34 protein-coding genes are annotated in these 19,823 nt (G+C 33.6%); 3 read left to right on the top strand and 31 right to left on the bottom strand.

Annotation, left to right across the window (positions count from 1 at the left end; all coding sequences use genetic code 11):
* Positions 1–3: 3 nt before the first annotated feature.
* The 8 genes from JO950_RS13660 to JO950_RS13625 all read right to left on the bottom strand — a co-directional run bounded on the left by JO950_RS13660 (position 4) and on the right by JO950_RS13625 (position 6,562).
* Positions 4–564 (bottom strand): phage gp6-like head-tail connector protein, encoded by a 561-nt coding sequence (locus JO950_RS13660; protein WP_202703150.1) that lies wholly within the window; start codon positions 562–564, stop codon positions 4–6.
* Positions 565–576: 12 nt separating this feature from the next.
* Entirely contained in the window at positions 577–960 is a 384-nt protein-coding gene (locus JO950_RS13655) for a hypothetical protein (RefSeq protein ID WP_202703149.1), read from the bottom strand.
* A 10-nt stretch (positions 961–970) separates the two neighbouring features.
* Positions 971–2,254, bottom strand: coding sequence for a phage major capsid protein (locus tag JO950_RS13650; protein WP_202703148.1), 1,284 nt, complete (start codon positions 2,252–2,254; stop codon positions 971–973).
* Positions 2,255–2,261: 7 nt separating this feature from the next.
* Entirely contained in the window at positions 2,262–2,933 is a 672-nt protein-coding gene (locus tag JO950_RS13645) for an HK97 family phage prohead protease (protein ID WP_202703147.1), read from the bottom strand.
* Positions 2,923–4,146: a phage portal protein gene (locus JO950_RS13640; protein ID WP_202703146.1), complete on the bottom strand. Its 1,224-nt coding sequence runs from the start codon at positions 4,144–4,146 to the stop codon at positions 2,923–2,925. Before JO950_RS13640 ends, JO950_RS13645 begins: the two co-directional genes overlap by 11 nt.
* 80 nt (positions 4,147–4,226) lie before the next feature.
* Positions 4,227–4,388 (bottom strand): hypothetical protein, encoded by a 162-nt coding sequence (locus JO950_RS13635; RefSeq protein WP_202703145.1) that lies wholly within the window; start codon positions 4,386–4,388, stop codon positions 4,227–4,229.
* A gap of 163 nt (positions 4,389–4,551) precedes the next feature.
* Positions 4,552–4,809, bottom strand: coding sequence for a hypothetical protein (locus JO950_RS13630; protein WP_202703144.1), 258 nt, complete (start codon positions 4,807–4,809; stop codon positions 4,552–4,554).
* 19 nt (positions 4,810–4,828) lie between these two features.
* Complete coding sequence (locus JO950_RS13625; RefSeq protein WP_202703143.1) at positions 4,829–6,562, bottom strand: terminase large subunit; 1,734 nt, start codon at positions 6,560–6,562, stop codon at positions 4,829–4,831.
* A gap of 101 nt (positions 6,563–6,663) precedes the next feature.
* Between JO950_RS13625 and JO950_RS13620 the strand changes: the two genes are divergently transcribed.
* Positions 6,664–6,888: a helix-turn-helix domain-containing protein gene (locus JO950_RS13620; protein WP_237732358.1), complete on the top strand. Its 225-nt coding sequence runs from the start codon at positions 6,664–6,666 to the stop codon at positions 6,886–6,888.
* Here the strand turns inward: JO950_RS13620 and JO950_RS13615 are convergent.
* The 23 genes from JO950_RS13615 to JO950_RS13505 all read right to left on the bottom strand — a co-directional run bounded on the left by JO950_RS13615 (position 6,885) and on the right by JO950_RS13505 (position 18,543).
* Entirely contained in the window at positions 6,885–7,130 is a 246-nt protein-coding gene (locus JO950_RS13615) for a hypothetical protein (RefSeq protein WP_202703142.1), read from the bottom strand. The genes JO950_RS13620 and JO950_RS13615 overlap by 4 nt on opposite strands.
* A gap of 18 nt (positions 7,131–7,148) precedes the next feature.
* Positions 7,149–7,394, bottom strand: a complete 246-nt coding sequence (locus JO950_RS13610) for a hypothetical protein (protein WP_202703141.1) — start codon at positions 7,392–7,394, stop codon at positions 7,149–7,151.
* 10 nt (positions 7,395–7,404) lie between these two features.
* Positions 7,405–7,659: a hypothetical protein gene (locus tag JO950_RS13605; protein WP_202703140.1), complete on the bottom strand. Its 255-nt coding sequence runs from the start codon at positions 7,657–7,659 to the stop codon at positions 7,405–7,407.
* A gap of 5 nt (positions 7,660–7,664) precedes the next feature.
* Positions 7,665–8,441, bottom strand: coding sequence for a DNA adenine methylase (locus JO950_RS13600; RefSeq protein WP_202703139.1), 777 nt, complete (start codon positions 8,439–8,441; stop codon positions 7,665–7,667).
* Positions 8,438–8,647 carry an AP2 domain-containing protein gene (locus JO950_RS13595; RefSeq protein ID WP_202703138.1) on the bottom strand — a complete coding sequence of 70 codons (210 nt, stop codon included), beginning with the start codon at positions 8,645–8,647 and terminating at the stop codon, positions 8,438–8,440. Before JO950_RS13595 ends, JO950_RS13600 begins: the two co-directional genes overlap by 4 nt.
* 1 nt (position 8,648) lies before the next feature.
* Positions 8,649–8,837 (bottom strand): hypothetical protein, encoded by a 189-nt coding sequence (locus JO950_RS13590; protein WP_202703137.1) that lies wholly within the window; start codon positions 8,835–8,837, stop codon positions 8,649–8,651.
* Entirely contained in the window at positions 8,834–9,010 is a 177-nt protein-coding gene (locus JO950_RS13585; RefSeq protein WP_202703136.1) for a hypothetical protein, read from the bottom strand. Before JO950_RS13585 ends, JO950_RS13590 begins: the two co-directional genes overlap by 4 nt.
* A gap of 14 nt (positions 9,011–9,024) precedes the next feature.
* Positions 9,025–9,468: a P27 family phage terminase small subunit gene (locus tag JO950_RS13580; protein WP_202703135.1), complete on the bottom strand. Its 444-nt coding sequence runs from the start codon at positions 9,466–9,468 to the stop codon at positions 9,025–9,027.
* Positions 9,469–9,567: 99 nt separating this feature from the next.
* Positions 9,568–9,903: a hypothetical protein gene (locus JO950_RS13575; protein ID WP_202703134.1), complete on the bottom strand. Its 336-nt coding sequence runs from the start codon at positions 9,901–9,903 to the stop codon at positions 9,568–9,570.
* 2 nt (positions 9,904–9,905) lie between these two features.
* On the bottom strand, positions 9,906–11,435 hold the full coding sequence (gene dnaB, locus JO950_RS13570) for a replicative DNA helicase (protein WP_202703133.1): 1,530 nt from the start codon (positions 11,433–11,435) through the stop codon (positions 9,906–9,908).
* Positions 11,435–12,145 (bottom strand): helix-turn-helix domain-containing protein, encoded by a 711-nt coding sequence (locus JO950_RS13565; protein ID WP_202703132.1) that lies wholly within the window; start codon positions 12,143–12,145, stop codon positions 11,435–11,437. The genes dnaB and JO950_RS13565 overlap by 1 nt, the downstream gene beginning before the upstream one ends.
* A 7-nt stretch (positions 12,146–12,152) precedes the next feature.
* Positions 12,153–12,608 (bottom strand): hypothetical protein, encoded by a 456-nt coding sequence (locus JO950_RS13560; protein ID WP_202703131.1) that lies wholly within the window; start codon positions 12,606–12,608, stop codon positions 12,153–12,155.
* Entirely contained in the window at positions 12,595–13,338 is a 744-nt protein-coding gene (locus tag JO950_RS13555) for an HNH endonuclease signature motif containing protein (protein WP_237732355.1), read from the bottom strand. Before JO950_RS13555 ends, JO950_RS13560 begins: the two co-directional genes overlap by 14 nt.
* Positions 13,292–13,588, bottom strand: coding sequence for a hypothetical protein (locus JO950_RS13550; RefSeq protein ID WP_202703129.1), 297 nt, complete (start codon positions 13,586–13,588; stop codon positions 13,292–13,294). The genes JO950_RS13555 and JO950_RS13550 overlap by 47 nt, the downstream gene beginning before the upstream one ends.
* A 9-nt stretch (positions 13,589–13,597) precedes the next feature.
* Positions 13,598–14,347, bottom strand: a complete 750-nt coding sequence (locus JO950_RS13545) for a hypothetical protein (protein ID WP_202703128.1) — start codon at positions 14,345–14,347, stop codon at positions 13,598–13,600.
* A 2-nt stretch (positions 14,348–14,349) separates the two neighbouring features.
* Positions 14,350–14,769: a hypothetical protein gene (locus tag JO950_RS13540; protein WP_202703127.1), complete on the bottom strand. Its 420-nt coding sequence runs from the start codon at positions 14,767–14,769 to the stop codon at positions 14,350–14,352.
* A gap of 13 nt (positions 14,770–14,782) precedes the next feature.
* Positions 14,783–15,079 carry a hypothetical protein gene (locus JO950_RS13535; protein WP_202703126.1) on the bottom strand — a complete coding sequence of 99 codons (297 nt, stop codon included), beginning with the start codon at positions 15,077–15,079 and terminating at the stop codon, positions 14,783–14,785.
* Positions 15,066–16,103 (bottom strand): RNA-directed DNA polymerase, encoded by a 1,038-nt coding sequence (locus tag JO950_RS13530; protein ID WP_202703125.1) that lies wholly within the window; start codon positions 16,101–16,103, stop codon positions 15,066–15,068. The genes JO950_RS13535 and JO950_RS13530 overlap by 14 nt, the downstream gene beginning before the upstream one ends.
* Positions 16,104–16,239: 136 nt before the next feature.
* A complete protein-coding gene (locus JO950_RS13525) occupies positions 16,240–16,617 on the bottom strand; it encodes a hypothetical protein (RefSeq protein ID WP_202703121.1) in 378 nt (125 codons plus the stop codon).
* A gap of 11 nt (positions 16,618–16,628) precedes the next feature.
* The gene (locus JO950_RS13520) at positions 16,629–17,111 is read right to left on the bottom strand and encodes a hypothetical protein (protein ID WP_202703120.1); all 483 of its coding nucleotides are present in this window, start codon (positions 17,109–17,111) and stop codon (positions 16,629–16,631) included.
* A gap of 1 nt (position 17,112) precedes the next feature.
* Positions 17,113–17,598: a hypothetical protein gene (locus JO950_RS13515; RefSeq protein ID WP_202703119.1), complete on the bottom strand. Its 486-nt coding sequence runs from the start codon at positions 17,596–17,598 to the stop codon at positions 17,113–17,115.
* Positions 17,599–18,056: 458 nt separating this feature from the next.
* Positions 18,057–18,278, bottom strand: coding sequence for a hypothetical protein (locus tag JO950_RS13510; RefSeq protein ID WP_202703117.1), 222 nt, complete (start codon positions 18,276–18,278; stop codon positions 18,057–18,059).
* A 1-nt stretch (position 18,279) separates the two neighbouring features.
* Positions 18,280–18,543: a hypothetical protein gene (locus JO950_RS13505; RefSeq protein WP_202703116.1), complete on the bottom strand. Its 264-nt coding sequence runs from the start codon at positions 18,541–18,543 to the stop codon at positions 18,280–18,282.
* A 141-nt stretch (positions 18,544–18,684) separates the two neighbouring features.
* Between JO950_RS13505 and JO950_RS13500 the strand changes: the two genes are divergently transcribed.
* Together JO950_RS13500 and JO950_RS13495 are read left to right on the top strand one after the other, a co-directional pair.
* Positions 18,685–19,071, top strand: coding sequence for a hypothetical protein (locus JO950_RS13500; protein WP_202703115.1), 387 nt, complete (start codon positions 18,685–18,687; stop codon positions 19,069–19,071).
* A gap of 29 nt (positions 19,072–19,100) precedes the next feature.
* Positions 19,101–19,490, top strand: a complete 390-nt coding sequence (locus tag JO950_RS13495) for a hypothetical protein (protein WP_202703114.1) — start codon at positions 19,101–19,103, stop codon at positions 19,488–19,490.
* Positions 19,491–19,823 lie beyond the last annotated feature (333 nt).

The raw sequence follows: 19,823 nt of genomic DNA, 5'->3' as shown, positions 1-19,823 counted from the left end.
AATCTAGTATTTACGGTATGCTCTAGCTAAATTGTTAGATGCCGGATTATTTCCCTGCTCACGATCTTCACGGCGTTCGTTAAAATCTGACAATCTTAACATCATCGCCTGAATCAAAGGAGCTGGACATGTAGCCGCCGTAAAACCTTGTTTAATCGTTACAATTACAGCATCAGTCCTAACATCTGTTTGAGGCGTTGACAAAAACTTAATATCATAACAATCTAAAATGGTTGATTTTTGAAGCTTGTACTGATCAGCAGGCAATTCAGTTAAAGTCGTTTCACCAGGCGCGTAGTACTCTACTTTTGTAATCGAATCATTATCGTAATTACGTTCAAACGTAATTTTAGATTCAAATTTGTCATACTCAATTATCAAACTACGCTCAGCAATAGATCTGTTTATAAAGTTCGAAACCGATCCTTGTGCCGCATCGATATACGATAACACTAAATCATCTTCGTAACCAACACCTTCATCAGCTTTAATTTGCTTTTTAGCTTTTGCAAGCGTAATAATAGACGTTGTAGCTATTGGTTGATAATAAGAATTAGTTTCCATTTGTAGCGCAGTTTACGAGTTACTATCAATTTTGAAATAACCAGCTTCATCCAGTTCAGCTGCTTGTTTCGATTCTAATTCCGCAGACTCACCTGCATTATAAGCCAAGCCGAAACGACCAGTTGGAGAAAGCAAAAATTTACCTTTTACAAGTTTTGGTTTTTCTGCTTTTGGCGCTTTTGCTTTATCTTTTCCAGTATTATCACCAGGCTTAATTTCTTTTGCCAATTCCGTATCTAAAAGAGATTTTGCTTCGTCATGAGCAGTCTGAGCCGTTAATCTTTCTTCTGCCGTTGCAGTTTCAGGCAAAGCATTTAAAACTTCAAGTTTCGCATTGTACTCTCCTTGTAATACAACTGCCGTTTTAGCAGTTGTATTGATATTTTCTTTACTCATCTTTTATAAATTAAGTAGTTATAATTCCTTTCACTACTGAAAATGCTTTTGGCTGCTTAACTAAAACATCAACAAAAACATTAATAGTAACCTCAATTAAACCTTCTTTTTTACGAGAAAATTCGTCTACAGAAATATCCATAAAATTCCATTGATGAATATTTAATTGGCTAAAATCTCCAAACAACATTGCTGAAAGATTTACCCCTGTACCCTTTGTTAAGTTTGCCGGAACGTGATTTGAAGTAGCAGACGGAAAACCATTTACAGCACCATCTGTACCCATTATATAATTTAAATCCCCCGCATCATGTTTAGTCTTTTTAAATTTACCTCTTGTTTGAGGATTCACAACATAAGACATTTTAGCAGCGCTAGCATTAGCAACAAAAACAGCAGTCTCAGAATCAACTACCATATCCCAGGTAGGCGCAGATCCATTCGCACCTGTAGTTACAGTATTTACACCTGAATTATTTAAAATACCTAATGGCTGACCTGTACCTGAACCATTAACCGAAGCAGCATCAAGTGCATTTTCAATAGCCAACTTCATTTCATTGACAGTGTACATTTCTAAGTCTATGCTTGACTGCATTAAATTTTGAAGCGAAATGGGAACAGTAACTGACAATCTTTTTGGAATAGAATCTAAGTAACCGTAGGCATTAGCCGTTTCAGGAGTTGTAGTTGTTTCGCCTTCCCATGAAGCTACAATACCACCTTCATTTTTTGGAAATCTTAAATTACCTGTTAAACCCGTAAGATAAGTTGCGCCTATTTTTTTCATAAGCGGCTCAGGACGTAAGAAATCAATAGGAGATTTAAGCTCCGTAGGAACTAAAGCACCTCCTTTTGTTCCTGAATCACCAGTAACTGTTTGCATAGCTCTCAATTCAATAGCTACGCCTGACATAGGAATATTAGAAGCTTGCGCAGATTGTACCGCTCTAGTGTGCATTTCTAATTCAGCACCTTCTAATTTAACACCACCATTAACCATTTGTGAGCGAATCGCTCTGTGAATTGAAAATACTGCCTTTCTTTCCTCAGGAGCATTATCTTCAACAATAACAGCCTCATCCGTTCCTTCAACTGAACGAAGGTTCTCTTCATATTTTAAAGCATCATTATATTGCCCCGTTAGAGTTTCAATCTCGGCTTGCAACGCTCGAAAATCTAAAGTTTCTTTTTCGTTTAAACTTCTTTTTTCACCTTCAGCTGCTGCGTGAAGCGCTTTCTGAGCTTCAATCTTTTGAGCTCGTTGTTGTAAAAATAAAGCAGACTTTTTCATTTGCTTACTATAAATTAGAGTTAATAATAATTTGAGCGTCAAAAGCGTTGAGCTCTTTATTGTTGTCTGTTCGAGTTTCCTCGTTTTCAGGTTTTTTAATTTTTTCCTTAAAGGCGTCTAAACTTCTTTTTGCAACTTCAGTATCAGCATAAGCCGGATACGTAACCGGGGCAACATCGTAAAGACGTTTGAATTTTATTATTTCACGTGTCGGAATTTCACCTTCTATTTCCGTCCAGGTTTGTTCTTCTATTTCAAATGCAAATGATGATTGCGTAATATCACCAGTTTCAATTGCGTTTTGCAAATCACGAGCATATTGGCGATCAGGAGTTTCATAAGAATATTTCAATCCAACCTTATCAACAGATAGTGTCAACGTTCCCTTTCCTTCAACACAACGAGCTAAAACATAATTAGGATTATGATTGAAAAGACAGCGTACATCATCATTTAAAACATCATCAAACGCTCCTTTTTTAATTTTTTCTCTGAATTTATAGTAGTAACCAATCTCAGTAATAGAATTGAACTTAGCCGCATATCCTTCGATAATATCTAATGATTCATCCGGATCAGAATCGGCACGTTTTTCTTTCTTAATAGTTCTCATTTCAGAAGCAAAAGTTCTTCTCTCGGCAGTTTCACTAATACTTTGGATATAGTCGTTATTTTCCATTTTCCTTTAAATTTTTATCAATTTGAGATTCCGTAAAAGTGTTTACAGGAGTTAAATATTCACCTAATATTTCAGGCCCTTCATTTAAATCTTCCAGCGCTCTTATTTCTTGTCTGCTTCTCCAGCCGGTCAAAACAGCTCTGGCATAAGCTTCTGACCTTGATTTCATATCAGTACGAAGTAAAACATCCATGTTTCCACGCACGAAATAACCATCTCTCAACTCTGTAGGCGTACAAAGTTTCTTTGCATATTCCTGTTCGAAATTTGTAATATGTGGCTGAATAGTATCTGAATTGTGATCCAGCGATTGCTGTTCGATATTGTTATTTGTAGATTGCTCTAAAGATTTAATTTTATGAAGTGCAATATTCAACCAACGAGCAATATCTTCGATATTAAACTTTTGCTGTTCAATTATTTGCGCTTCCTGAGGTGTTATATTAATCGGTTGAAACTTAAACCCATCATCTAAGACAACAATTCTATCAGGCGATTTTTCACCCATTGCTTTACGCCAGCCAGCTATAATTTTATCCTTACCATTTTCGATTGTTTTATCAGTTTGGATGACACCCTGACGGACACCTTTGTTTTCGAAATTAGTAGCCGAATATTGCTGAACCTCCAACGCCATACCTAATTGCTGCGCTGCATAAGTAATTACTCCAACACCCACAATACCATTATGAGAGAAATTTTTAAAATGAAGTACTTCAGAAGCAAGCAAAGGTTTATCAAAACCACGAACATCATACAATAATTCGCCTTTTCTAATACGAATATCTTGTACCAAATCCCAGTTTATAAAATCAGTTGAAACCGGATATCCTGACGCATTGTAACTTATTTTCGCTAAGGCATTTCCACGTATTAAATAAGAAATCGCCATTGTTTTACGAAAAACAAACGAAGTCATTAAAGAATTAGGAGTAGTTGAGATAAGGATATTAGCAGGATGATCAGGATGAGCAATACGATTAGTACCGTCTTTTTGATAAATTGCAAAAGGAATTTTTGCTATATCATTTGAAATCTGATCTACACCGTTGTAAAAAGCAGAAAGTTTTAGTGCGGTTTTCGGCTTCATTGGGTAAGCACTTCCTGAGCCTAACGAAAAAAAGCCACCATAGTTCCCGAAATAAGAACCATCTGTAGTAGCGCTCCTTTTTTGTGGAGCAAACATTTCACGAAAAGCACCGTTAAAACCCATTACGCTATGTATTTATAGCGTAAAAGTATTTTAACGGTGCTCTCTAAATGGTTACATTATGTAACTTTGTAATTTAACTTTTAGAAAACAAAATACCATTTATCTTTTTGTTTTTCAAAAGTATATTTTAATAATCCTACTGCTACTGTAACAGTAGCGGGTTGAAATGTTTTAGGTTTTGGTAATAACGAAATAGCTTTCGCTAAATTTTCAGATTTTAGTTTTTCGTTTGGTATGTTCATTTCATTTCTGATTTAATATAATAAAATCCTGTTAACAATTCAATTATAATCAACATTACAACAAGAATGTATCTTACTGGATTTTTGCTAAAAAAATTTAATTCTAAAAGTGCACTTGTTACTATTGTGATTAAAAATGTAACAATGATTATTAAGAGTATTTTCATTTTGATTTATTATTATAATAATTTGTAATTCGTTTAAAAGCGTTATAATCTGAATATTTGTATTTTCCATGTAGGGAATAATACAATTCGTTTACATTATCAAATGCTTCTTTGTTAGAACTGACCTTGGGGAGTTCTGCAAAATATTCATCATAAAAACCTTTTACGGAAGCAAACTTTCGCAGAAGCTCATTTTCCTTTTCAATTTTTTCAATATAAATTCGTAACGCATTCTCTTCTACTTGGTTTGTCATGTTTATTTGAATTTATGGGTTAGCAAACGAATGGTGTATCGTCTCGGTTATAAATACTTTCATTGGTTTCTTCAGGTTCTGACATTGAACCGCCTATCGCGTTGATTGTTGCAATTATTCCATCAACACGCCTACCATTTGCACCAGAACGACCTTTATGTACTTTCATATTATCATTAGCATCATAATAAATTACGCAGGACGCAAGCATCCAAGCTAAAACAGGATTTCCATCATGTTTTAGTTTGCCTGATAATACTAATTTTTCAAATTCTTTGGTTGGCGCAGAAATCGTACCAATACCTTGCGAGAATTCAGACACATTAAATCCTTCAGCCTCTAAGTCCTGAGTTAATTTTGTGGCGTTATACGGGTCAAACTCTAGTCGATTTACTTTGTGATCCTGATAGGTATTCCTTATCACATCATGAATTACATTATAATCAATAACATTACCAGGTGTTGCTATTAACCAGCCATTATCCGACCAATATTGATATGGTACACGGTCTTCTTTAGAGCGTTTTACAATTGTATCTTTTGGACAAAAGAACCAGCATTTTAAATAACGGTCTTCATTTTCGTCAGGCTCAGAAATCAACACATAAGCACTTAAATCGATTGTTTTTGAGAGATCTAAACCTCCGAAAGAACCAAATTTCTGAAACTTTTCAATTGGAATGATATCAACCTTATTTTTCATCCAATCCTCATTGTAAATCCATTCTGACAATTCATCGACCCATATATTTAGGTTTTTGGTTTTAAAATTTCGTCTTTTAGATGGTTGATTAATTGCTTTTGTAAATTCCTTACGAATAGCATCTATTGCTAATCCCTGAAATAGTAATGGATTCGCTTTTATCCAAAGATCTTCATTCAACCATGATTCTTCTGTCTCTAGATCTTCTTTATCTATATTATGAATCATTATCCAAAGAGAATCATCCACATTACGACCTTCCAACACTTCAATTACAGAATCCTCATAATTTTTACAAGCTGATTGTACATTAGATCCAGCAGTTGTGATATGATAAATTAACGCCTGCGTACGCTGTACGGTTGATGACTCACAGTTTTCTTTTACCGTATCATCTTTATGAGCGTGATATTCATCTATAATTCCCACATGACAGTTAATTCCATCCTGTGTTTTAGAATCACCACCCAGAGCCATAAATGTTGAGTTTGTTTTTTTAAAGCCTATTATTTTTTGTTGACAAAAAAAACCCATTTTACCCAACGCAGGATTTGAAACCGGACTTTCAATATACATTTTAGCCTGTTTCCAACACAAACGAGCCTGATCTTCTTTCGTTGCTGCAACATAGATTTCAGCTTCCATTTCTAAGTCAAAACTCATACAGTACAGTGCTAATCCAGCCATTTCTGCCGTTTTACCGTTTTTTTTAGCCCGTTTGTCATAAACAGTATTTATACGGCGATATCCATTATTTTTATTAATCCAACCAAAAACATTATACATTGTGAATTGCTGAAACGGAGCTAAAACAAAAGGTTTTCCTGCCATCTTTCCCTTTGTATGATTCAGAAACGTTGGAAAGAAATTAATAACACGCATTCCTTTATTATGATCAATATAAAAACCATCTTGATCAGCGGTTTCAATCCATTTGTAAAAACGCTCAACAGCCTGCTTTATCCTTTTTCCGGTCATAATCTTCCCAGTACGCACATCATTTGCGTATTGAAAAGGAATAGAATCTTGCATTTGTGGTGTGATTTGCATTTTAGATTATTCTGTTTTTGATTATTAAAATTGCATTAAATAGTTTAAAAAAGCGCAAATATGCGCTCCTATCTTTTGAAAGTTTACCGCAATTTTATTGCGTGATAGATAATAGCGAAAAAATATTCATTAAGAACGTTGGCAAAAAACTTAGAGAGAAAAGATTATCTAGAAAAATTTCTCAAAAATTACTTGCCATCGACTGTGATCTTCAACCAAGTCAAATAGGCCGGATTGAGAGAGGCGAAATCAATACTTCAATTGGTATGCTTTTCAAAATTTGCAAGGTTTTAAAGGTTGATGTTAGTGAATTATTTCGAACTTAAAGTTTTACTTCCTCGTCTAATTGATTAATATTTTCTTTCAAATAGTTAGTTACTTTTACATAAGCTTCAGAAGTGCTTTTATTATCAAAGCCTCTAAATTTTACCCGTGCAGGATAAACTTTAATTACTTGATCATTTTCAAATTCGAAAACTATTGCCCAACCAAACACATGTAAAAGCTGATTTATAATTAATAACAAACCTGAATTTCTAAATTCCCCCCATTCTTTAGGATCTACCATGATTTCTACTTTTTTTAGTTATTTTGACTGAATTTCAATTTTAAGCCTACTTCTTATTAGAAACGTGTATTTGTCTTTTTGACCATCTAATATCTTCTTAAAAAGCTTTATTTTAAGCTGTTCGTCTTTTAAGTAACCCGAAAGCTTATTTGCCGATGTCAATTTTGTATTTTTAACATGATTTTCCTTAGGGTTTTCTAAAACTCGGATGATAAAGTTTTGGTTTATCTTTGCGTTTGTTGGGTTGTCTGATTTTAGTGCCATAGGTTAAATTTTAGAAATTTTCATGTAAAATCGGGTGACCTCTATCGTAAACTTTTTTAATACGAATATCTTTGTCTAAAAATTTAGCTTCAGAGACAGAAAAACATCCGCTATCTTTATCGTCCACATTAATGTAGTGATCTTCTTCTAACCCCTGTGCGTAAATATCTACTACCGCTTCATCTTCACGCCAAAGGATTACTTTTTTTTCTAATTCTGATTCCGGCAAATTGTTGCAGAAATCTTTTAGTTCTTTCCAGTTCATAGTTTTTAATTTAGTTCAAGCGAAATCTGATCATTTGAATAGTTAGTGATTAATATTTCTATCTTTCTATTTTTAATATTTTTTCTTTCGCCAATAGTTATAATATTGAGACCTCTTATTTTAGCTTCAGCGATAACCATTGGATGATTAAATTCGGACATTGCACATTTTATACCACAAGTAATCATCAAATCCAAACAATCAATAGTATCTTTAAAACTCCAATTTGGAACTTTATAAAAATATTCAGTCTCAAAATAAATTGGATCGAGATAAACAAAACAATGCTTTTTATCATTTAGCTTTTTGGAAAAAGAAATCATTGAAAGCACTTTCCTAAAATCACGACTTACTATTTTACAATGCTTTAAATATTCAAACGTTGCATCTAAATTTTTTAGAATACTCTCTTTAGCATTATCTAAACCGAGTCGAAGCGTATCTCCTTTTCCTAAATATGTAAAGTTTGATAACAGTAAAAAACGAACAGCCTTTAAAACAGGATCAGTTTCTGTGTTTTTTTTCCAATAATTTACCAATGATTCTGATATAGGTAAAATTTCAATTTGGTGGCGCAGATCTTCTTTTTGTTTTTGAATTACCAAGTACAAATTAGAAACATCATCATCGTAATCATTCAGTATTGAATATCTAGGCTTTGGTAAATAAAAGAACGAACCGCCAGCACCAAAAAATAATTCTATTCGCATTTTGTGACTGGGAAAATGCTTTGCCAATTTTTTTATAATCCTTCTTTTATTTCCTGGTCTAGTTAAAATCATGCCGCTGGTTTTAAAATTTGCAAAGGTTTCTTTAATCCTAAAGCAAGGATTTTTAGATCACGTGCCTTTGCTGCTTCACGGTCGGTATCATGATAACCACACTCGTATCTAATGTTCTTTTCTGTAACACTGGAACGCCATTTTTGTGTTTCTTTGTACCAACCTACGCCCGTGTATTGTGACACTTTATTGTGTGACTTTATCATGTTAATCTTTTTTGTGTTTAGTCAAAGCTTCGATTATCATATCAGCGACTTCTTGCGTTTCTTTTTCAGTTTCCTGCTCCTGAACTTGGCATATAAAACGTAAAATAGAAAATACATTACCTGATTTAACTTCACCTTCAATTATGTCTGTACCTTTTCTGTCAGTTACTTTTACAAATTTTGTTTTCATAATTCTGTTGATTTAGTTGATAAATAGTTATTTACAATTTTGTTTATTATGTATTGAGACAATTCGAATTCTTTGGCTATTATTGGTATTGAATTAAGTCTTCGCGTTTTCCATTCGTGAACAATTTTATCTTTTGTTTTCTGATCGACATTTGAACCTGAATTCCCTTTCATGATTCCAATTTTAATTAGCTATGATTTGCATTCAAAAAAGCGTCAAACAAATCACCTTGCGCCGGATCAACTGTTGACTTCAATTCTTTATCGGATTTTGGATCTAACCCGAAAAGTTTAAAACACTTCATCAAAGTGTCAACTGCATCATTCTTTAAAGTAAGTTCAACGGAAATATTACTAGCCCCTGATTTGAAAGTCTGAATATAACCCGTTCCGAATTCTTTCTTATTTTTTTCTTTTATACGCTCAAGAGCAAATTGAAATTGCGCCATAGCTTCCGCATAAACCTCTAATGCGTTTAAATAGGTTTCTTTTATTCTATCGTTTTTTGCTAAAACATTTCCCATAAGTTTGTAATGTTTTTTAGCCGAATCGGTTAAATATTTAGGTGGTGTAGGCACTTGTATTAAAGTGTCTTTCCCTTTTCCAATTGATACAACCCCTAGATTTTCCATAACTTAACTATATTAAATTTTGACCCCCCCTCTCTTTTTTAACTCCGAGTAAAATCTTGACTAAACAGCGATGTACGCAGTGTGCGAGCTCGCGAGATTTTACCCCATACCCCTCTGTGATCGATGCGATTCACTTCCGGATTTCTTATTATGACATTCGTGACTCATGCTTTGAAGCTCATTCCAATCGTACGGATCAATACCATTATCGAGCAGATAACCTAAACCCTTCACGTGATCACATACTTCAGCTTTCTTTACGATATCTTCACGCTTACAATCTTCACACTCACAAATAGGATTCGCTTCACGATATGCCTTAGATGTATTGCGCCACTTACGAGCGTTATAAAAGCTTTGATAGCTAACCTTACGATCGAATGCAACTCTAGGCTTTACCCAACTTCTTACTACTTTCCTTGGTTTGTTTGCCATGATTAGAATGGTGTTTTAGAATCATCATTGTTAGTACTTACATCTTCGATAGAGTAAAAAGCATCAGCCGGCATAGCTCTAGGAATATCAGCTACCGCATTACTGTATGAATCAGTCACCTTAGAAGCTTCATTAACAACTTCATTATCAGTAAACTTTGTTTTATTTTCATCATAATATAATCCTATTGTACCAACACCACCATGACGATACTTAGCAACGATAAACTCTGTATTACAATCATCATCAATTACTTCATGATCAACTTCTAATCCGTAGTAAGCAGAACGATATATAAAGCAAACAGCATCTGCATCCTGTTCAATATCACCACTTTCTTTTAGGTGATGCAATGCAGGTCTTTTATAAGCAGTCTTTTCAACTTCACGAGACAATTGCGCTAATCCAATTACTGTTATACTCAACTCTTTAGCTATCGATTTTAAACCGTTCGATATCTTACCTACTCTTATTCTAATATCTTCATTACCATCACTACCAGCTAATTGTATGTAATCAACTATAAGCACTTTGATATCATACTTACGCTTATATAAACGGGCTTTTCTTTTAATTTCACCAATTGTTAACGATGGACGATCATCAATAAAAATTGGCAAACCTCTTAACTCATTAACCTTTTTCAACAAACCATTAAAATACTCAGGTTTTTCAAATCCTGTTTTTGTCAATTGATTTAAATGAAAATTACTTTCGTTAGCAATAGTTCTAGTCGCTAACTGTTCAGTACTCATTTCAAGAGATATAAAACCCACAGCATTTCCAGCCTTTGCAGCACCCAGCATTGTATTAGTCACAAATGCTGTTTTACCCATTCCAGGACGCGCACCAACAACAATAAAATCTGTTGGTTGCCAGCCTCCAAAATGCTTATTCAACTTTTTAAAGCCTGTATCAACACCAGTTAAACAGCTATCACTATCAGTCAACATCTTAACACGATCAACAGCCGCATTTAAAGCTTCAGCATAAGTCATTTCAGATCTTCCTTTCTCAATAATTTCATTTACTTTCGAAGTCTCAACATCCATATAATCAAATAACTGAAACACATCTGAATCAGGATCATAAGCCAATTCAATTATCGATGAAGCAACCTCAATTGCTTTCCTTTTCATGTACATCTGCAACACTATTCTTGCATGATGCTCGATATGAGCAGAAGAAGCTATTTTTTGAGTTAAGCCGATTAAATAGTAATCACCACCAGCAATATCTAAACTATTTTTTTTCTTCAACTGACTCGAAACAGTTAGCAAATCAATTGGTTGTGATCTCTCCGAAAGTTCTTTTATTGCTTCAAAAATCACTTTATTACAATCTTTATAAAAAACATCAGAATTATTAAACACTTGCATTAATTCATCAATACCACGCACGTCAACCATCAATGCACCAAGAATAGCTTCTTCTAAATCAATCGCTTGAGGAGGTAACTTTCCTCTTTGTAAGGAAATAACATTTGTTTTTTGAACAGATGCAGCTTTGTAAGTTTTAAAATCTTGATTCATTACGATATTCTTTTTCTTGATGGATGATTAATTTCTACTTCAGTGCTAATTAATTTTTTAACCGGCTTTTTCAAATTCTCAACATAGTTAATTGCAAATCTTGTTAACCTGGCACTAATTATTTTGGTTGTATATTCCAGTGATTCTTCATCAGCCTTACAATTAAATAATTCCTGAAACTTTTCCCATTCAGCCAAATCAAATTCTTTTCTAAATCTCATTTGAAACACTTCCCATTCAGAAGGTGAATTCCTTTGAAAAAAAGCGAGCGAAGTTTCTTCTCTCTTTTCTTTATTACTATTATCTTTCTTGCTTATATATTTCTTACTATTATTTACCGATTTTCCAATAGTTGGATTTTCCAACATTGGAATTTCTAATACTTGGATTTCCAATGATTGGAAATCAGACATTGGTTTTCCGTTATCAGCATCAAAATAAAGGTGATAATCCACAATGAAACCGTTACCCGTTTGCTGTTTTTTTCTTACTAAATAACCTAATAATTCCAACTCTTTTAAACCTTCAGAAATACTAGATTTTGCCTCTTTACACTGAAAAGCAATTTTATCTACGGAGAAATTCCAGCCTTCAGGTTTAGACTGCATAAAGGCAAACAAACCCTTTGCTTTTAACGATATTGTATTATCGTTTAACAACGTATTCGGAACCATTCCATACGGAATGATTTGTTTGGTTAACTTTGCCATAAACTGCTTATTTACCTTGAAATATCTTAATCAAATTAACACGGCTATTTTCCATACCTATGGCAGTTTGAGCCACAGTAGTAAGCATCTTTGCCTTTGTTTCCAAAAATGAAATATCTTCAGTTGTAGCATTATCTATTTGACTAATTAAACTATCGAAAGACGCATTTAATTTTTGATACGTAGTAGACATTTCAGGTATAAAAACAGCAGGCTGCTTAACAGGTAATTCAGAAGGAACAAAACTTTGTTTATTAGCAATAGCATTCACATCAAAGCAATTATTTTCTACTTTTTCATAGAAATCCGAAAATCTATCCATCGGGACCTGAATTGTTTCTTTGTTAGTTAAAATCATAATATTCGAAACCACTTTTTTACAGCTTTGAAAACAATATTCTTTGCCGTTATGAGAAAAAGTTTTCCCAGTCAGCAATTCGGTTAATTTTTCAATTATGTCCATTTAATTTTTGTTTTTTAATTAATAAATTTCTTTTTAACTCAATCAGCTTTGGCATTTCATTAATAATTTTCTCCACTTCTTCAAGCTCTTTAATCCCTAAAAACCGCTTAACAATCGAAGAATCGCACATTGTATTTTGAAGCAAATTTTCCTTTCGGGTTCGAAGTATCAAATTATCCGGATCAAAATTTCGATTATTTCCATCCAAAAATTCAACAATCATCCCTTCAGGTATCAGACCGTAATTCTTTTCATAAATTATCCTATGCTTAAATTCAAAGTTTTTATTGTTTGAATCGCCGTTTTTTAGATGCCTTACTTTTATTTCAATGTATCCATCTTTCGAAAGTCTTTCATAACCAACAGGCTGCGTATTATGCGGATCCTGACCCGTTTTAAATCTTGTTTTTTTGGTGTTTTCTATCTTTTCAGGTGACATATAATCCTTTTGCTTTAATCCCTTATTCCAGCCTGGTTTATTTGCCGGAAAACGAGTATCAAAGCCTATATCATTTTCCTTAGAAATCCTTCCTGACATCGGACTTTTCATAAAAGCTTCACTTTTATGCAATCCTAATTTTGAAGCCTGACCAGTAATACCAGAAACAGTCCTTCCAGGCAATAACTTTATCATATCAACTGTTGGTTTATCAGGATAGTTTTGAATCATAATTTCAGTTTCTTCAGCAGTCCAAAATTTTCTCATAAACATTTTTAATTTTAGTTTCAAAAGCCGGAACAGTCCTAATTAAATACTCCATTTCAGCGACAACAGTTGGTACGTACAGATAAGACATTTGATAATAATACCCACTAACCCGTTTGTCATATCCACAATACTCCAATAAAATAAAAACAACCACCTTCTTTACCAGTGTATCTTTCAAACTTACTATTTCAGATACACGACAATCAAAAACTTCACAAACTGCATGCTCAACTGCATTAGCTTTTTCAATATCGAAAGTGATTGTTCTCATAATTAAGATTTAATATTCAAAAACTTTCAATTCGGGATGCAACGCTTTAATTTTATTCAGTTGATCATCCAAAACCGTTTTAGATTCTATATCAATAAACTCCTTTAAATCAGGAGAAATCAACGAACAACTAAAATCAGCAGTAATATTCACTTCAACTTCAAGCCTCTTTTTTTCCTGACCAACAAAAACCGGTAATTCTAAGAAAAATCCAGTTGGAATATTTGATTCAACAACCTGATTTATCAAAGCCCGTTTATTACCACGATCATCTGTTTTCGCTTCTAAATCACGATTTACTTTACCTTCAAAGTTTCTAAGCTCAGCAACCAACTTCATAGCATAATCTTTATTCTCGAAGTAGTGACGATTCATTTTTATAAAATCAGACAATTCAAAAGTGCTGTAGGTTTTACCGCTATTAATCCTGAATTTTTCTAAATCAGGATGCAGCTTCAAAGACCCTTCAATAACATCAGGATTTCTTTGTCTACTATCATAAAACAAATTGATATACAATTTATCGTAACAAAATTCAAGCTTTGAATGTTCGATAATCTCAGGCTTCACAACCTTTTTAGACAGGTATTCAAGTGCAGAATTTATAGAAGCTGATTTTACTTCAATTGCTTTATCGTGATATACAGGCTCAGCCTTACCTTCTAAAATTGTGATTTCACGAACTCCCAAATCTTTCAATGTGTTTTTTACTAAAATTTCAGCACCACTAATTGGGCTAGTTTTATCTTCATTTTTCATGATTATTCTGCTTTTCTTAAGTGATCGGTTATACTATATTGTTTTTCATCCGGACGAAGCTCTCTTTCAAAAACAAGGATTCCATCTTTCGAGTAGTACCCCATTTTTTCCTCATTCAAATCTTTCAACAAAAACACTTTCTCTTTTACTTCCTCAACTTGTGTACGAATCATTTGTAGGTTCTTAGCAATTTGCTGCTTGATTGGTTTTACTTCAGACTTAAAAACCTCTTTAGCAATTTTCAACTCCTGTTCAGCCCTATCAACAGTTATCATATCCTGCGACAAACCTGATTGCAGTTCCTGAATTTCCCCGACCGTTAATTCACGCGGATACGAAAAATCCTCCAGCTTATCAGCAACACTTTTTAACTGCTCCAACCGATCAGCCGGACTTTCGTTTTGTAAAATCTTTTTTTCCATAGTCTTAATTTATTTACGCAAACTCTAAATGTTCGCCGTTTTTAATAATTTTAGTTTTAAAAGGAAATCCGTCTTTAGGAACTTTTTCAATTGTTTGGATCAAATATTTACCACTTGTAAAAACAACCCTATCTTCGTCTTTAAATTCAATCTGAATATCAAGACGGTCGCCACGATTTTCAAATTTTGACGGTTGAATTTTATAACCTTTTACGACTATCTCCTTATCTAAAATCTTAGCTGTATTTATTTTTTCACCGACAAAATTTTCTATTACCGGAGTTATTTCGAAATCTTTAAAACTTTTCATCTGGTATTAATTTTTTAATTAGGTGTTTTGAATTGCAATGTTTTGCCCAACCCCAATAGGCTGCCAAAACACTCCTATCCTTATTTTTTGACACTGCTTTTGCAAATCGTTTCTTAATTGACTTTCGAAGCAAGACATACTCATGATAAAACCTATAACCTAAAAAATCGATCCCTCTCTCACTAACAGGAAACACCTGGTAGTTTTGCTTGACATCAAGCTTTAATTTTTCGCTCAAATACACTTTAATTTCTCCTAAAAGAGAATGCAGATACTTTTTATTACCCGACAGAATCACAATATCATCTGCATATCGGAAATAGTACTTAACTTTTTTATTCTCTTTTATCCAGTGATCAAATCCGGTCAAAAAGTAGTTAGCGAAATACTGACTTAAATAGTTACCTATCGGTAAACCATCGGCACTGTCAATAATTTCATCCAGCAACCAAAGAAGATCCTGATCTTTAATTTTTCTTCTCAGAAGCATTTTTAAAACATCATGATCAATATTTGGATAGAACTTTTTGATATCCAGTTTCAAACAGTACTTAGTACCTGGAACATCTTTCAAAGTGAGCTTCAATTTATCAGATGCAGCATGTATTCCTTTTCCCTTTATGCAGCTGTAAGTATCAGTCGTAAAAACCGACACAAACAGTTTCTCAAGATGTATCATTATTGCATGATGCATTATTCTGTCAGGAAAATATGGAAGCTTGTAAACATCCCTTTCTTTTGGCTCAAACACTTTGAAAACTTGGTATTCAGAAGTTTTATAGGTTTTGCTTTTCAGCATTTCATGAAGCTTCAAAATATCAGCTTCTTTATTCTGATTATGCAACACAACCCCATATTGCTTCTGTTTACCTTTTTGAGCAACTTCATCAGCTTTTCTAAGATTTTCTAAGCTTATTATCTTTTCGTATAAATTACTTACTCTTTTCATGCCTTGCTTAAACAGGTCGTTTTCCCATAAGTACCAACGCCCTTTTAATTGTGTGATTTTTTGCCATGCTGGCAAGGTTTGCAATGATTAAATATCTTCTTTGCTCGGTGGGAGCTGACATTCGAATTCGTATTCCAGTTATCGTAGTTGTTGTACGAAAACCCGACACCTGAAGGAGAACTGTCAGCAACTCACTGCACAACCTGTTATTTTATTTCACTTCCCTTTCATAAACCATGAATGCTTTATAAAGATCTTCATGATTGTCAAAAACTCGTTTTGCGACTTCTCTTGATTCAGAAACAAGGCGGGAGCCGACAAACGAAAGCGAATGCCAGTCATCGCAGTAGTCGTACGAAAACCCGACACCCGAAGGAGAACCCATTTCGGCAATAGGAGAATATTTATACTGATCATAATTTGTAAAATCAGGCTTGAAATTAGGATTATGATAATCAGTTGCAACCATCAATTTTGCGATTGCCTTGATAGCTTCAACATGTCTCTCAGGAATTCCCGTTACAACTATTGCATTGACGTCTAAATTTTCACTTTCGAAGATTTCTTCGATTGATGCATTTTTTTTCATGATAATTGGTTTTATTTAGTTCTTGATTTTTGGTACTCTGGTAAAAATTTCTTTACTGCATCCAACAGATTCAGTTTTGCATCAGGACCGACAAATACAAGGCGGGAGCCGACAGTCGAATGCGTATTCCAGCCATCGTAGCCGTCGTACGAAAACCCGACACCCGAAGGAGAACCCATTTTGAAATAAGCAAAATACTTATACTCATCTTCATTGGTCCAATCAGGAAATCTACCTTCATTATATGCCGCAACAATAAGAACCTCTAAAGCCTGCCCGATCTCATGATCTGCGAATCCATCCCACTTACGATAAAAATCTGCTTCAGTAGTATCGTTCAATTCAAAAACATCCTGAATCGTTTGGATTCTTTCTCTGATATTTTTTACAAACACTTTTTTACCAAATAGGTTTTCAAGCATTGTTTTCTGTTTAGGCGTAGCCTGGCCATGTGCTCTTACAGCATCCGTTTTATTTATCTGAATTGTTTCCATATTAAGCAGATTCAGTTATCATTAATGGTTTGTAAATTTCCTGCTCGAAAAGCTTTCCGGCATACTCAGCCAAATCACTTGATTTAAATGCAAGGCGGGAGCCGACAATCGAACGCGTATCCCAGCTAACGTAGAAGTAGTACGAAAACCCGACACCCGAAGGAGAACCCATTTTGAAATAGGCAAAATACTTATACTCATCTTCATTGGTCCAATCAGGAATCCAGCCCTCATTGAATAATTTCGCCACAAGTTTTGCTTTTCTGTAAGCAACTTCATCAGATTCCAATCCATGACACGATAAATAAAAATCAGATTTCACAATATTCAGTTCTGAAAGAACATCATCAAACGACTTGATTCTTTCTTTGATTGATTTTAAGAAAACAGCTTTTCCCAGCAAGTTTTCAAGAAGCGATTTCCCTTTTGCGGTAGCTTCATCATGCGCTTTAATCGCATCTTTTTTGTTGATTTGTAATGTTTCCATAATTTATATTTAGTTAAGGTAATTATCTAATTCCTTTGATTTTGGCTTTGATTTTTTGATGTAGATTTTGTAAAAACAAATCGACATTGAAATCACAAGCCACCCGAGAACAAATAAGACAGCGAAGCCAAAACAACCTAGAATTAGCCAGCCAAAAGCTTTAATTATTTCCATCTTTTTTTAAGTTTAAAAAAATAAGCCCTATCAGCGCGATACTCTTTATAAGCAACAAACAAGAACCAAAACGCAACCGCACAAACGATCAACAAAACAATGATTATCAAATCAAGCATAGAATTACTTATACACATTTTCCACATATTTTACAGGTTTCTATCATTTCGAAAAAAGATTCTGGACTACACACACGATTTACTTGCGCGCATAAAAGAGTTTCCACAACTTCGGGATCATTTACATTGATCTCATTTAATTCAACTTGTTCAGTATTAGAAAATCTATCCATTTCTCTTTTTTAAATAATCAGGTTTCTTACCACGAGATCCGGACTCAATCATTTTCGAATACCTTGCATCACGTTGCTTTTTCGTTTCTTTTGGTGATGGACCGGGAACAATCAAGTTCCCGGTTACACCATGGCGATTTAGTATTTCAAATGCCATTGTTAACGTCTCCCGCAAGACATTTAATTCTTGTATTGGAATTGTCACCGTTTCCATTTTATTCCGATTTTAATTTTTCAAAAACATTTTCTAAAGCCTCACACATTTCACTATCCACTCTTCTGAAATGCCAAAAATCATACAATTTCAATTCCGGCATTTCAGGATAATAATGCATAACTATAGACTTCAAAGCATCAAAAGTTTTAAAGCCTTTATCAAAAAAATCACGCAAAATATTTGAAGAAGACTGAACAGTCTTAATCCTGTTAAGAGTCTTTCGATCTCTTACATTAATTTCTAAAGTGTTTGTATTTGGCATAACTTTTGTATATTTGTTCATATATTCTGTGAAGAATCATATCACAAATATAACACTTTTATATCACAATTTACATTTAGTTGTATTTTTTGTATATAACTTTTTAAAAATAACCAAAACAAAAAACATAACCACCTGAAAATGTACGGATTAACTAAGAAACAAAAACTAGAGTTTATTTTAAAAAAAGTAGGAGAATTAGAGTTAACTTCTTACGATATTGGCAAAAAAACCAACTTAAGCATATCAGGAATTGAAAAAATTATCAATGGAACTTCAAAAAATCCACATGAAAAAACATTGGACATAATTCTTGAATTGTTAGAGAAAAAAAATATCGGAAGCGATAAAGAAAACACTAAAGAAAAACCCGAACCAACAGTAAATTACAAAGCCAATGATTTAATAAAATATGCTGAATGTTTAGAAAAAGAAAACAAACTAATCAAAGAGATAGTAAGGCTTCAAGGACTGTTACGAGACAACAATGTGGATTTTGATAATTTTTTCGAAAATGAAAGAAAATAATTATATTTGAGAAACTAAATTTATCTATAATGAAAAAACTGATATTATTATTATTATTATTATTATTTGTTTCAATTTGCAGCGCACAAACTGCAGTTTACAACAAAATAACTTCTGAAGCCGATTTCATATCATACCAAACCAAATCCAATAATATTGTGAAAACCGGAGATACATTACAAATTGGATACCCTAGAGCAGGAAATCAATTTACCTTTATCTCACAAGCAAATATTGCCGCAGGTACCGTAATAGCAAATTCAAAAGTAGTTATTAGCAAAATAAAAACGGTGGGAAACAACAAACGTGGCTATAAAACTTACTTACTTTTTAAAGGATACGGACTATATCCAGTATATATAGATTATGAATCTGCTCTGGAAACAGGCGAAGTAAAAGCCCCATTCAACAAAGGATAGCTCAACACTAATACAATAAAAACAGTGAACAAAAAAGTGAACAAAACCTAGTATTAATGCATTTTAATTTGTTTGTAAAGTCAATAAATTCAATTACTTAAAATTTAAAAAACACACGTTTTAGTTTTCGATTCCCGGCGACTCCACAAAAAAATCGCAATAATCTAAACTTAGATCATTGCGATTTTTTGTTTATAAGGACTTTTCGAAGAGCGGGGTGACATTTGCACAGCTTTTCATGAGAGCATTTTGGAGAACAAGGGAAATATAAACCGAATATTCCTCATTCCATTATTTATTAATGCACCTTTTTATCTAAATTCAATATAGCTC

Origin of the sequence: Flavobacterium sp. UGB4466 (assembly GCF_903469665.1) — a bacterium.
Taxonomy (GTDB): Bacteria; Bacteroidota; Bacteroidia; order Flavobacteriales; family Flavobacteriaceae; genus Flavobacterium; species Flavobacterium lipolyticum.
This window is presented reverse-complemented; position numbering and strand designations above follow the sequence as displayed.

Coding starts and splice junctions, on each gene's coding strand:
- JO950_RS13660 (WP_202703150.1), bottom strand. CDS start 564: ATGGAAACTAATTCTTATTATCAACCAATAGCTACAACGTCTATTATT.
- JO950_RS13655 (WP_202703149.1), bottom strand. CDS start 960: ATGAGTAAAGAAAATATCAATACAACTGCTAAAACGGCAGTTGTATTA.
- JO950_RS13650 (WP_202703148.1), bottom strand. CDS start 2,254: ATGAAAAAGTCTGCTTTATTTTTACAACAACGAGCTCAAAAGATTGAA.
- JO950_RS13645 (WP_202703147.1), bottom strand. CDS start 2,933: ATGGAAAATAACGACTATATCCAAAGTATTAGTGAAACTGCCGAGAGA.
- JO950_RS13640 (WP_202703146.1), bottom strand. CDS start 4,146: ATGGGTTTTAACGGTGCTTTTCGTGAAATGTTTGCTCCACAAAAAAGG.
- JO950_RS13635 (WP_202703145.1), bottom strand. CDS start 4,388: ATGAACATACCAAACGAAAAACTAAAATCTGAAAATTTAGCGAAAGCT.
- JO950_RS13630 (WP_202703144.1), bottom strand. CDS start 4,809: ATGACAAACCAAGTAGAAGAGAATGCGTTACGAATTTATATTGAAAAA.
- JO950_RS13625 (WP_202703143.1), bottom strand. CDS start 6,562: ATGCAAATCACACCACAAATGCAAGATTCTATTCCTTTTCAATACGCA.
- JO950_RS13615 (WP_202703142.1), bottom strand. CDS start 7,130: ATGGTAGATCCTAAAGAATGGGGGGAATTTAGAAATTCAGGTTTGTTA.
- JO950_RS13610 (WP_202703141.1), bottom strand. CDS start 7,394: ATGGCACTAAAATCAGACAACCCAACAAACGCAAAGATAAACCAAAAC.
- JO950_RS13605 (WP_202703140.1), bottom strand. CDS start 7,659: ATGAACTGGAAAGAACTAAAAGATTTCTGCAACAATTTGCCGGAATCA.
- JO950_RS13600 (WP_202703139.1), bottom strand. CDS start 8,441: ATGATTTTAACTAGACCAGGAAATAAAAGAAGGATTATAAAAAAATTG.
- JO950_RS13595 (WP_202703138.1), bottom strand. CDS start 8,647: ATGATAAAGTCACACAATAAAGTGTCACAATACACGGGCGTAGGTTGG.
- JO950_RS13590 (WP_202703137.1), bottom strand. CDS start 8,837: ATGAAAACAAAATTTGTAAAAGTAACTGACAGAAAAGGTACAGACATA.
- JO950_RS13585 (WP_202703136.1), bottom strand. CDS start 9,010: ATGAAAGGGAATTCAGGTTCAAATGTCGATCAGAAAACAAAAGATAAA.
- JO950_RS13580 (WP_202703135.1), bottom strand. CDS start 9,468: ATGGAAAATCTAGGGGTTGTATCAATTGGAAAAGGGAAAGACACTTTA.
- JO950_RS13575 (WP_202703134.1), bottom strand. CDS start 9,903: ATGGCAAACAAACCAAGGAAAGTAGTAAGAAGTTGGGTAAAGCCTAGA.
- dnaB (WP_202703133.1), bottom strand. CDS start 11,435: ATGAATCAAGATTTTAAAACTTACAAAGCTGCATCTGTTCAAAAAACA.
- JO950_RS13565 (WP_202703132.1), bottom strand. CDS start 12,145: ATGGCAAAGTTAACCAAACAAATCATTCCGTATGGAATGGTTCCGAAT.
- JO950_RS13560 (WP_202703131.1), bottom strand. CDS start 12,608: ATGGACATAATTGAAAAATTAACCGAATTGCTGACTGGGAAAACTTTT.
- JO950_RS13550 (WP_202703129.1), bottom strand. CDS start 13,588: ATGAGAACAATCACTTTCGATATTGAAAAAGCTAATGCAGTTGAGCAT.
- JO950_RS13545 (WP_202703128.1), bottom strand. CDS start 14,347: ATGAAAAATGAAGATAAAACTAGCCCAATTAGTGGTGCTGAAATTTTA.
- JO950_RS13540 (WP_202703127.1), bottom strand. CDS start 14,769: ATGGAAAAAAAGATTTTACAAAACGAAAGTCCGGCTGATCGGTTGGAG.
- JO950_RS13535 (WP_202703126.1), bottom strand. CDS start 15,079: ATGAAAAGTTTTAAAGATTTCGAAATAACTCCGGTAATAGAAAATTTT.
- JO950_RS13525 (WP_202703121.1), bottom strand. CDS start 16,617: ATGAAAAAAAATGCATCAATCGAAGAAATCTTCGAAAGTGAAAATTTA.
- JO950_RS13520 (WP_202703120.1), bottom strand. CDS start 17,111: ATGGAAACAATTCAGATAAATAAAACGGATGCTGTAAGAGCACATGGC.
- JO950_RS13515 (WP_202703119.1), bottom strand. CDS start 17,598: ATGGAAACATTACAAATCAACAAAAAAGATGCGATTAAAGCGCATGAT.
- JO950_RS13510 (WP_202703117.1), bottom strand. CDS start 18,278: ATGGAAACGGTGACAATTCCAATACAAGAATTAAATGTCTTGCGGGAG.
- JO950_RS13505 (WP_202703116.1), bottom strand. CDS start 18,543: ATGCCAAATACAAACACTTTAGAAATTAATGTAAGAGATCGAAAGACT.
- JO950_RS13500 (WP_202703115.1), top strand. CDS start 18,685: ATGTACGGATTAACTAAGAAACAAAAACTAGAGTTTATTTTAAAAAAA.
- JO950_RS13495 (WP_202703114.1), top strand. CDS start 19,101: ATGAAAAAACTGATATTATTATTATTATTATTATTATTTGTTTCAATT.